This is a genomic window from Citricoccus zhacaiensis (assembly GCF_014645315.1).
GTDB classification, from domain to species: domain Bacteria; phylum Actinomycetota; class Actinomycetes; order Actinomycetales; family Micrococcaceae; genus Citricoccus; species Citricoccus zhacaiensis.
The window spans coordinates 226,230-235,003 of sequence record NZ_BMLQ01000007.1; the positions used below are offsets into that span (position 1 = coordinate 226,230).

General features: G+C 69.9%; 9 protein-coding genes. 5 read left to right on the forward strand and 4 right to left on the reverse strand.

What is annotated here, in order from left to right; all coding sequences use genetic code 11:
- The first annotated feature begins 2 nt into the window (after positions 1 to 2).
- Both IEX49_RS12875 and IEX49_RS12880 read left to right on the forward strand, forming a co-directional pair.
- A complete protein-coding gene (locus IEX49_RS12875) occupies positions 3 to 1,664 on the forward strand; it encodes an alpha/beta-hydrolase family protein (protein ID WP_188806554.1) in 1,662 nt (553 codons plus the stop codon).
- 96 nt (positions 1,665 to 1,760) lie between these two features.
- Entirely contained in the window at positions 1,761 to 2,309 is a 549-nt protein-coding gene (locus IEX49_RS12880; protein ID WP_188806555.1) for a VOC family protein, read from the forward strand.
- Between the two features lie 31 nt (positions 2,310 to 2,340).
- Here IEX49_RS12880 and IEX49_RS12885 read toward each other — a convergent pair whose 3' ends face one another.
- Positions 2,341 to 2,961 (reverse strand): class I SAM-dependent methyltransferase, encoded by a 621-nt coding sequence (locus IEX49_RS12885; protein WP_188806556.1) that lies wholly within the window; start codon positions 2,959 to 2,961, stop codon positions 2,341 to 2,343.
- Positions 2,962 to 3,115: 154 nt separating this feature from the next.
- Between IEX49_RS12885 and IEX49_RS12890 the strand changes: the two genes are divergently transcribed.
- Positions 3,116 to 3,742, forward strand: a complete 627-nt coding sequence (locus IEX49_RS12890; RefSeq protein WP_188806557.1) for a hypothetical protein — start codon at positions 3,116 to 3,118, stop codon at positions 3,740 to 3,742.
- Positions 3,743 to 3,861: 119 nt separating this feature from the next.
- Here the strand turns inward: IEX49_RS12890 and IEX49_RS12895 are convergent, their stop codons facing one another.
- On the reverse strand, positions 3,862 to 5,904 hold the full coding sequence (locus IEX49_RS12895) for a glycoside hydrolase family 15 protein (protein ID WP_188806558.1): 2,043 nt from the start codon (positions 5,902 to 5,904) through the stop codon (positions 3,862 to 3,864).
- Between the two features lie 59 nt (positions 5,905 to 5,963).
- Here IEX49_RS12895 and IEX49_RS12900 point away from each other — a divergent pair, with 59 nt between their 5' ends.
- Positions 5,964 to 7,385: a glucose-6-phosphate dehydrogenase gene (locus IEX49_RS12900; protein ID WP_188806559.1), complete on the forward strand. Its 1,422-nt coding sequence runs from the start codon at positions 5,964 to 5,966 to the stop codon at positions 7,383 to 7,385.
- Positions 7,386 to 7,431: 46 nt separating this feature from the next.
- Here the strand turns inward: IEX49_RS12900 and IEX49_RS12905 are convergent, their stop codons facing one another.
- On the reverse strand, positions 7,432 to 8,091 hold the full coding sequence (locus IEX49_RS12905; RefSeq protein ID WP_229672656.1) for a sugar O-acetyltransferase: 660 nt from the start codon (positions 8,089 to 8,091) through the stop codon (positions 7,432 to 7,434).
- 34 nt (positions 8,092 to 8,125) lie between these two features.
- On the opposite strand from IEX49_RS12905, the gene IEX49_RS12910 reads away from it, so the two are divergent.
- Positions 8,126 to 8,662: an SRPBCC domain-containing protein gene (locus tag IEX49_RS12910; protein WP_188806560.1), complete on the forward strand. Its 537-nt coding sequence runs from the start codon at positions 8,126 to 8,128 to the stop codon at positions 8,660 to 8,662.
- Here IEX49_RS12910 and IEX49_RS12915 read toward each other — a convergent pair.
- On the reverse strand, positions 8,659 to 8,774 hold a 116-nt coding region (locus tag IEX49_RS12915), incomplete at its 5' end, for an integrase core domain-containing protein (protein ID WP_188806561.1). The genes IEX49_RS12910 and IEX49_RS12915 overlap by 4 nt on opposite strands.

The window sequence follows — 8,774 nt, forward strand, 5'->3', positions numbered from 1 at the left end:
GCATGCGGTTTAAACCCGACGCGGCCGGGCTGGTCGGAGCCCACGTCATGAGTTGGGTCTCACTGTCCCCCAGTTTCATTCCGCGCACGTGGTGGATGACCGCCGTGAACACCGGGATATCCCAGACCTTCGGCTATGTGGTCGGTGCCGCCGGGACGGCAGCGGCCCGGGCCGTCGGTCGGCAACTGGGGATCGAGATCAGGATCGACGAGGAGAAGGCCCGGCCCGCCATCGAGACCCTTCCGTGGCTCATGTTCGGCATCAGCGGGCTGTCCTGGCTACGCAACCTCAGGGCCCAGACGGAGATCGCCGGTCTGATGGAGACCCGTCCCATCCGCAGCCGAGAGCATATGGTCGGTGTGGTCGGCGGCCTGGCCCTGACCGCCGGACTCGTCTCGGTCGGCCGGGGCATCAACGCGATCGCCACCCACCTCTCCTCGGCACTCAAGCCGGTGATGCCGGCACCGGTCGCCGCGGCCATCGGTGCGGGGGCCACGGCCACGGGGACGGCTCTCGTGCTGGACAAGGTGGTCTACCGCCGGCTCCTGGAGTGGCTGTCCAAGGCCGCCCAGGAGACCAACGCCAAGCTGTTGCCGGGCCGGGTCCCCCCGGTGGAACCCGAACGCTCCGGCTCCGCCGCGTCCTACGAGGCCTGGAGCACCCTGGGCGCCAAGGGGCAGGCCGTCGTCTCGGACGGACCCCGCGCCGTGGATATCGAGGAGGCCACGGGTAAGCCGGCCCTGACGCCCATCCGGGCCTATGCCGGATGGCGCGAGGGGCGGGACCTGGAGGAGACTGCGGCCGCCGTCGTCGCCGAACTGCACCGCACCGGGGGCTTCGACCGCGAGGTGCTCCTGGTGCTGACCTCCACGGGCACGGGCTGGTTGCAGGAGTGGTCCGCCTCCTCTGTGGAGTTCCTGACCGGCGGCAACTGCGCGCTGGCATCCATGCAGTACACCTACCTGCCTTCCGGCGTGGCCTTCTTCGCCGACCGGATCTCACCCGTGCTGGCCGCCAGCACCCTGCTTGCCGCGATCGAGGCGGAATTGGAGCAACGGCCCGTTGAGCGGCGGCCGAAGCTGCTGGTCGGCGGAGAGTCGCTGGGTGCCCTCGGGGGTACCAAGGCCTTCGAGGGCCTCGAGGACATGATCGGCCGCGTGGACGGGGCCGTCTGGTCCGGCCTGCCACGGTTCACCGAGTTCTGGGAGTCCCTCGTGCCGTTCCGTCGGCGCGGTACCCCGGAGATCGCTCCCGTGATCGACGACGGCCGGCACGTCCGATTCGCCACCAGGCCCGAGGACCTGGTCACCGACGTCACCGGAGTCCCCTACGGTGCGTGGGACAGCCCCCGGATCGTGGTGGCCCAGCACGCCTCCGACCCGGTGGTGTGGTGGAGCCCGGACCTGCTGTGGCGCAAGCCCGACTGGGCCAAGGAGAAGGCCGGGTCGGACGTGTCCCGCAGCCTGCAGTGGCAGCCGTGGGTGACGTTCTGGCAGGTGGCCTCGGACATGCCGCAGTCCGTCTCCGTTCCGGGCGGCCACGGCCACCGCTACGTGGAGGACATGCTCCAGTACTGGGCCGCCGTCCTGGGTCAGGATCCGCTGACGGACTACTCGACCATTGCCCAGGCGATCCGCCGGACGATCGTCCCGAACTTCGCCTGAACCCGTCCGAACCTGCTCGAGTCTGTCGGGGTCTGTTGGGGCCCGGCTGCCAGCGAACGGTGGACCCACCTCGGCTGCCAGGCGGACACTGGACCTATGAGCGCGCCACGTCCCACCGCCCACCAGCTCGTCACCTGCCTGTGGTTCACCGGGCAGGCCGAGGAGGCCGCCCGGTTCTACGTGGAGGCCTTCTCCGGCTATCGCCCGGACACCCACGTGGGTGCCGTCCACCGCAGCAACATCGACGTGGCCCCGCAGGGGGAGACGGTGCTGGAGCGCGGTGAGGTGCTGACGGTCGACTTCACGTTGGACGGCCAACGCTTCGTGGCGCTCAATGGCTCAACCGAACCGGTGCCCTACACGGACGCCGTCTCCTTCCAGATCCTGTGTGCGAACCAGCAGGAGATCGACCACTTCTGGACCGCCCTGACGTCCGATGGCGGGCAGGAGGTCGCCTGTGGGTGGGTCACCGACCGCTACGGCGTGCGGTGGCAGGTGGTTCCGCAGGTGCTGTTCGAGTTGCTGGCCGGCGAGGACCAAGACGCGGCGGCCCGGGTGCAGAGCGCCATGATGGGCATGGGGAAGTTCAGCATCGAGGGCCTGATGGACGCGGCCAAGGATGCCTACGGGGCCGAGGAGGAATAGCCGGCGCCTGAGCGCCGGGCCGTAGTGGGGATCAGCGGGAGAGGACCGCGACGAGGAAGTCGGCGTCGTCGGTGAAGGGCTCGAGCTGCCACGAGGAGAACTGGCCCTGGCAGTGGAAGCCGGCCCGGCCGGCGTCGTCCACGAAATCGGCGAAGTCATAGCCGCGCCCGGCTCCGAAGCCGATCACCGCACGGCCGCCGTCCCGCAGCAGGCCGCGCAGGTGGCGCAGCACGTCCCCGCGTGAGGCCGGGGAGAGGAAGCCGAAGACGTTGCCGGCGGAGAAGACGAGGTCGAACGGCTCGGACTCACGCAGGGTGGCCAGGGCCTCCGCGTCCAAGGACTCGAGATCCGCCACGTACCAGTCGGCCTCGGGATGGTCCTCGTTGGCGACCTCGATGAGGTGCTCATCCAGGTCCACACCCGTCACCTGATGGCCGCACCGCGCCAAGTAGCCGCCCACGCGGCCGGTGCCGCAACCGGCGTCGAGGATACGGGAGCCCCGGGAGGCCATCGCATCGATGAGCCGGGCCTCCCCGTCCAGGTCCATGCCCTCGGAGGCGAGGCGGCGCCAGCGCTCGGCATAGCGGCGGGAGTGCTCGGGATCGTTGGCCACCATGGTGGCCCAGAGGTTCTGGCTCGCGTTCTCATCCATCACCCCAGTATCGCCCCTGGCGGCTGCGGTCCGCCTGGATCTGGCTGGATCTGGCTGGCCACGATGGACCGAGGTTACCGATCGGTCTCCCCGTGGGCCCCGTGTGCCTATAGGCTGACCTTGGAATCAGAGAAGACCTTCGGAAGGAAATTCCATGAGCATCGCGCAGCTCCCGCTTCGGCTGACCGCCGGAGCCTTCATCCTGAACTCGGGCATCAACAAGACCAAGCTCACTGAGGAGCAGGCTGAACAGATGAGGGACCTGGGAGCCAACGGGCTTCCATTCCTCAAGGACCTGACCCCGAAGCAGTTCAAGCAGTTCATCAGCGCCTCCGAGATCGGCATCGGCGCCGCCTGCCTGTTGCCGTTCGTGCCGGGCTGGCTGGCTGGTGCCGCCCTGACCGCCTTCTCCGGCGGCCTGCTGGCGATGTACAAGAACACCGACTTCATGACCGAGTCGGACGGCATCCGCCCCTCCGAGCAGGGCACCGCCGTGGCCAAGGACGTCTTCCTGTTCGGCATCGGGACCGCCCTGATGATCGACGGCGCCGTGAACCGCGTCGGCCGCAAGAACGCAGCCGCGTCCAAGCGCGCCCACAAGCTCGAGGCTGCCAAGGAGGCCAAGGTCACCGCGATCGAGGCCGCCAAGGAGGAGCAGGCGGAAGCCATCCGTGCCGCCGCCGCGGAGAAGGCTGAGGCCATCAACAAGGCCCGCGTGGAGCAGACCGAGGCGCTGCGCACCGCTCGCAAGGAGATGCAGCAGGCGCGCAAGAAGATCTGATCTCGCACCGCTGATGCCAGCGGAGCGTCATGATGGCCCGTCCCCGGTGATCCGGGGGCGGGCCATCATGCCTTGAGCCTGACCGAAGGACATCCCGGCGGTTCGAGGTCAGTGGGCCCTCATCCTGGGTGGCGGCGCGCCTCCTGGATGGCGTCGGCGGCTCGGATGAGCGCGAGGTGGGAGAACGCCTGCGGGAAGTTGCCCGCCAGGCGCCCGGAGCCGGCGTCGTACTCTTCGGCCAGCAGGCCGAGATCGGTGGCGCAGGAGCACAGCAACGCCATGGTCTCCTCGGCATCGTCCAGCCGACCTGACGCGGCGTACTGCTCCACCAGCCAGAACGAGCAGATCAGGAACGCGTACTCGTGCCCTTCCAGGCCGTCGAGGTCGGAACCGGTGCGGTAGCGGTGGACCAGTCCGCGCGTGCCCATCAGGTCCCTCTCGATGGCGGCCACGGTGCCGAGCATCATCGGATCGTCGGCGGCCAGGAAGCCGGTGTGCGGCAACTGCAGCAGGGAGGCGTCCACCTCACTGCCTCCGTAGGTCTGGGTGAACGAGTCCAGTTCTGTGCTGAAGCCGCGCTCCAGGATCTCCGCACGCAAGGCGTCGCGGTGCCGGGTCCAGGACGCCACGTCCCCGTCCAGGCCATGCTCGGTGACGGCCCGGATGCCCTCGTTGAACGCCGCCCACATCATCACCCGGCCATGGGTGAAGAAGTGCGGTGCGCCGCGCATCTCCCAGATCCCGTGGTCCTTGCGGTCGAGGTTGCGGACGCAGAAGGACAGCAGTGACTTCTGCAGCCGCCACGAGTACTCGTCCTCGGTGATGCCGGCGTCCCGGAGCTCGGCGAGGGCGAGCATCACCTCGCCGACCACATCGGCCTGGTACTGGTCCGCGGCGCCGTTGCCGATCCGGACGGGGCGGGAGTCGGCGTACCCGGCCAGGTGGTCCAACTCCTTCTCGTCCAGCTCCCGTTCGCCGGCGAGGCCGTACATGATCCGCAGCTTCTCCGGGTCCCCGGCCACGGCCCGCAGCAGCCAGTCCCGCCAGTGCAGGGCGCCCTCCGTGAACCCGTGGGAGACGAGGACCTCGATCGTCAGGGCCGCATCGCGCAGCCACGTGTAGCGATAGTCCCAGTTCCGCGAGCCGCCGAACTCCTCCGGCAGGGAGGTGGTGGGCGCCGCGACGATCCCGCCCGTCTTCAGGTTGGTGAGCGCCCGCAGCACCAACAGGGACCGGGCCACGAGGTGTTCCTCCGGCGAGTCGACCTCCAGCCGGGACGCCCAGTCGGTCCAGAACTCCTGGGTCCGGTGCTGAGCCGCCTCCGGCTCCATCGGGACCGGAGGCTCTTCCCAGGAGGGGAACCAGGTCAACACCCAGTCCAGCCGCTCGCCGGCGCGCAGCCGGAACCGGCCGGCCAGCCGGGGTGCCTGGAGGCCGCCGGAGTCGGGGGAACCTGCTGGCCGGTCCTCGCCGCCGATCTCACGCCCGTGCTCAGAGGCCCCGCTGACGGGATTCCCGACGCCGGCCCCGCCCTGGCCGCCGCCGGCCGCCTCCGCGGATTGTTCGTCGTCCGCGGTCGGCCGGGTGGTGGAGTAGAGCAGCGGGCCGGTCACCAGCACGCCGTCCGGCCCGGCCGTGCACAGCAACGCCGGCTCGGTGCCCTCGGTGCCGTCGGTGCGGCGAAACCAGGGCAGCGCGCGGGCATAGTCGAAGCGGATCCGCAGGTCGTGTTCCACCACCACCTCGCCGGACAGGCACTCCACCCGGCGGTACAGGTCGTCCTGTGCCTCGGCCGGCGGCAGGAAGTCGGTGACCCGCACGGTCCCGGTCGGGGTGCGCCAGGTGGTCTCGAGGACGAAGGTGTACGGCACGTAGCGGCGTTCCACGGCGTCCCCGTCCACGGCCCAGAGCTTCCATCGGCCGTCGTCGGGCCCGCCGAGCAGGGCGGCGAACAGGGCGGGGGAGTCGAAGCGCGGCAGGCAAAGCCAGTCGACAGATCCACGCCGGGACACCAGCGGTCCGGTGCTCAGATCGGACAGCAGCGCGTAGTCCTCGAGCGGGGTGGCCCCGGCGGGATGGAGTGACGGCGAGGGAGTGGATCCGGGCCGTTCCGTTGAGTCGTGGGTCGGGTGCGGGCGGGCGGAGGGCGTCTGGTCCGTCATGCCCCCTGTCTACCGAATGAACCGTTCTCGGCATAGGCCCGGGCCGATACGGTGGGGTCATGAGCGAACTGCGTACGCTGGTCATCTTCGGTGCCGCCGGTGATCTGACCCGGCGGCTGCTGCTGCCCGGGCTGGCCACCTGCCTGGCGGCTGGGGTGCCGGAACGGGGCATCATGCTGGTCGGCTCCGGCCTCGACGAACGGGAGGACTTCGCGGCTGTGGTGCAGGAGGCGTTCGCCGCTGAGCTCAGCGAGGATCAGTTGGCCCTGCCAGCGGTGCGCCACACGATTGATTCGGCGCGATGGATCACCGCGGACGCCACCGATCCCGAACACCTCGCCGCACTCCTGGACCAGGTGGAGGGTCCTCTCGGCCTGTACTTCGCGCTCCCGCCGTCCGTGACCATGCTCTCCTGTGAGGCACTCTCGCGGTTGCATGACTCGGGGCGGCTGCCACAGGACACCGTGCTCGTACTGGAGAAACCCTTCGGCACCGACCTGGACTCCGCGCGGGACCTCAACTCCCTGCTGGCCGGCTTCGTCCCCGAGGAGCGGATCTTCCGCGTGGACCACTTCCTCGGTCTGCCCGGCGTGCTGGGCTTCGTGGGCCTGCGCTTCGCGAACCGCATCCTGGAACCGCTGTGGAACCGGGAGGACATCGAGCGGATCGAGATCGTGTTCGACGAGGTGCTCGGGCTGGAGGGGCGCGCCGGGTTCTATGAGGCTACCGGGGCGGCGAGGGACATGATCCAGTCCCACCTGCTCCAGGTCATGGCGCTGGTGATGATGGACCCGCCGACCCGGTTCGACGGCGTGGAGATCCCCGCCAACACCGCCCACGTCCTGCGGGCGACCCGGCTGTGGTCCGGGGACGCGACGGGGGAGTCGGGGGGCGGGACGCCGGCCGTGGTGCGCGGCCGGTACACCGCCGGCACCGTGGACGGCCGGGCCATGCCGTCCTATGTGGACGAGGACGGCGTGGACCCGGCGCGTGAGACCGAGACCTTCGCCCAGGTGGTCGTCGAGGTGGATTCCTGGCGCTGGAACGGCGTGCCGGTGGTGCTACGGAGCGGCAAGGCCATCGGCTCGCCTCGGCAGGAGATCGCCGTGGTCTTCCGGCGCCCGCCGCACGACTACGAGCAGTTCCCCTCGTCCGGACCCCAGCCCCCGGACGTGTTGCGGGTCGGCTTCGAGGACGAACGGATCGACCTGGAACTCAACGCGGGCGGCCCGTTCGACTCCCGGGGCATGACCCGCACGGTACTGTCCACGGAGTTGCCCGAGCCGGGGCTGACCGCCTACGGTTCGGTGCTGCGCTGGGTGCTCGAGGGCAAGACGGCCTTCACCGTCCGCGGTGATGGGGCCGAGGAGGGCTGGCGCATCCTGGCCCAGATCGCGGCGGCCTACGCCTCCGGGCAGGTGCCGTTGCAGGACTATGAGGCCGGTTCGGCCGGCCCGGCCTCCGCGGGCTTGGATGGCTAGCCCTGACCACTGCGGTCAGCTGCCGGTCAGTGCCGACCATGACTGACTAGCCCTCGACCGCCATCCGGGACCACCCGCCGTCGGGATCTGCGGGAAGGTCCTTGACCGGCCGGGCAGGCACCCCCAGTGCGACCACGTTCGCCGGCAGGTCTCGGGTGACCACGGCGCCGGCGCCCACCACCGTGTTCTCGCCGATGGTCACGCCGGGGCCCACGATCACGCCGCCGCCGAGCCACACGTTGTCCGCGATGGTGATGGGCTCGGCACCCTCCCACTTGTCCCGGCGCGGACCCGGCTCCAGCGGGTGGGTCGGGGTGAGCAGCTGGACGTTCGTGCCGATCTGCACATCCGCACCGATCCGCACCGGGGCCACGTCCAGCACCATCAGGCCGAAGTTCGCGAAGCTGCGGTCACCGATGCTGATGAACTGCCCGTAGTCCACGTGGAACGGCGGGCGGATCACCACCTCCTCACCGAGGGATCCCAGCAATTGGGACAACAGCCGCCGGCGGAGGGCCGGCTCGGTGGCGGAAGTGGCGTTGTACTGCTCCGTCAGCAGGGCAGCCGCCGTGGAGAGTTGCTCGAGCCGCGGGTCATCGGCGATGTACGGGTCGCCGGCGACCATCCTCTCGTACATGGAACGGCCGTCCGGGAAGAACGGGGACGGGGCCGGAGAAACAGGGGACTGGTCCGGGTCAGGCAGCATGGACCCAGCTTGCCAGAGGGTCCACAATGGGCGCATGCCACGCCACGAAGAACACCGCGAACCCACGGGCTCTGTCGTCGACGGTCCGGAGGGCCCCACGATCCAGATCCAGCGCACCCTCGGGCACCCGCCCGAGGACGTCTGGAGCTACCTGGCAGACCCGGAGCTGTTGCGCTGGTACGGCACCTACACGGGGGACCCGGCCAGCGGCAGCGTGCAGCTGGCCATGGTGGAGGCGCCGGACCATCCGGGCGAGTGCGTGATCGAGGTGTGTGAACGGCCCTCACGCCTGCACGTGACGCTGGCCGATCCGAATGGCAACCCCTGGCGGCTCCGGGTGTCCCTGGACCGGGCCGCGGCGGGGGCGGACACCGACCTGGTCTTCCGCCAGCCGCTGGCCGGGTCGAAGGACGAGGCCGGCGATATCGGCCCCGGCTGGGAGTACTACCTCGACCGGCTCACGGTGGCCCTGGACGGCGGAGACGTGGACGCGGTGGACTTCGCCGAGTACTACCCGGCGCAGAAGGCGCACTACAGCCCGGGCACCTCGGCGGCCGGGGTGACGGCCTAGATGTACTTCCCCGTGACGTTGTGAACGCGGGCTGAGGGGGTCTTGCCGTCGATGCCAGTGTGGGGTCTGTGGTGATTGTAGTGATGCAGCCAGGACTCGTAAGCGGCTGTGC

What these genes read in the sequence shown, in the direction of transcription:
- IEX49_RS12875 (WP_188806554.1), top strand. Translation starts at nt 3, where the DNA reads ATGCGGTTTAAACCCGACGCGGCCGGGCTGGTCGGAGCCCACGTCATG.
- IEX49_RS12890 (WP_188806557.1), top strand. Translation starts at nt 3,116, where the DNA reads ATGAGCATCGCGCAGCTCCCGCTTCGGCTGACCGCCGGAGCCTTCATC.
- IEX49_RS12880 (WP_188806555.1), top strand. Translation starts at nt 1,761, where the DNA reads ATGAGCGCGCCACGTCCCACCGCCCACCAGCTCGTCACCTGCCTGTGG.
- IEX49_RS12900 (WP_188806559.1), top strand. Translation starts at nt 5,964, where the DNA reads ATGAGCGAACTGCGTACGCTGGTCATCTTCGGTGCCGCCGGTGATCTG.
- IEX49_RS12895 (WP_188806558.1), bottom strand. Translation starts at nt 5,904, where the DNA reads ATGACGGACCAGACGCCCTCCGCCCGCCCGCACCCGACCCACGACTCA.
- IEX49_RS12910 (WP_188806560.1), top strand. Translation starts at nt 8,126, where the DNA reads ATGCCACGCCACGAAGAACACCGCGAACCCACGGGCTCTGTCGTCGAC.
- IEX49_RS12885 (WP_188806556.1), bottom strand. Translation starts at nt 2,961, where the DNA reads ATGGATGAGAACGCGAGCCAGAACCTCTGGGCCACCATGGTGGCCAAC.
- IEX49_RS12905 (WP_229672656.1), bottom strand. Translation starts at nt 8,091, where the DNA reads ATGCTGCCTGACCCGGACCAGTCCCCTGTTTCTCCGGCCCCGTCCCCG.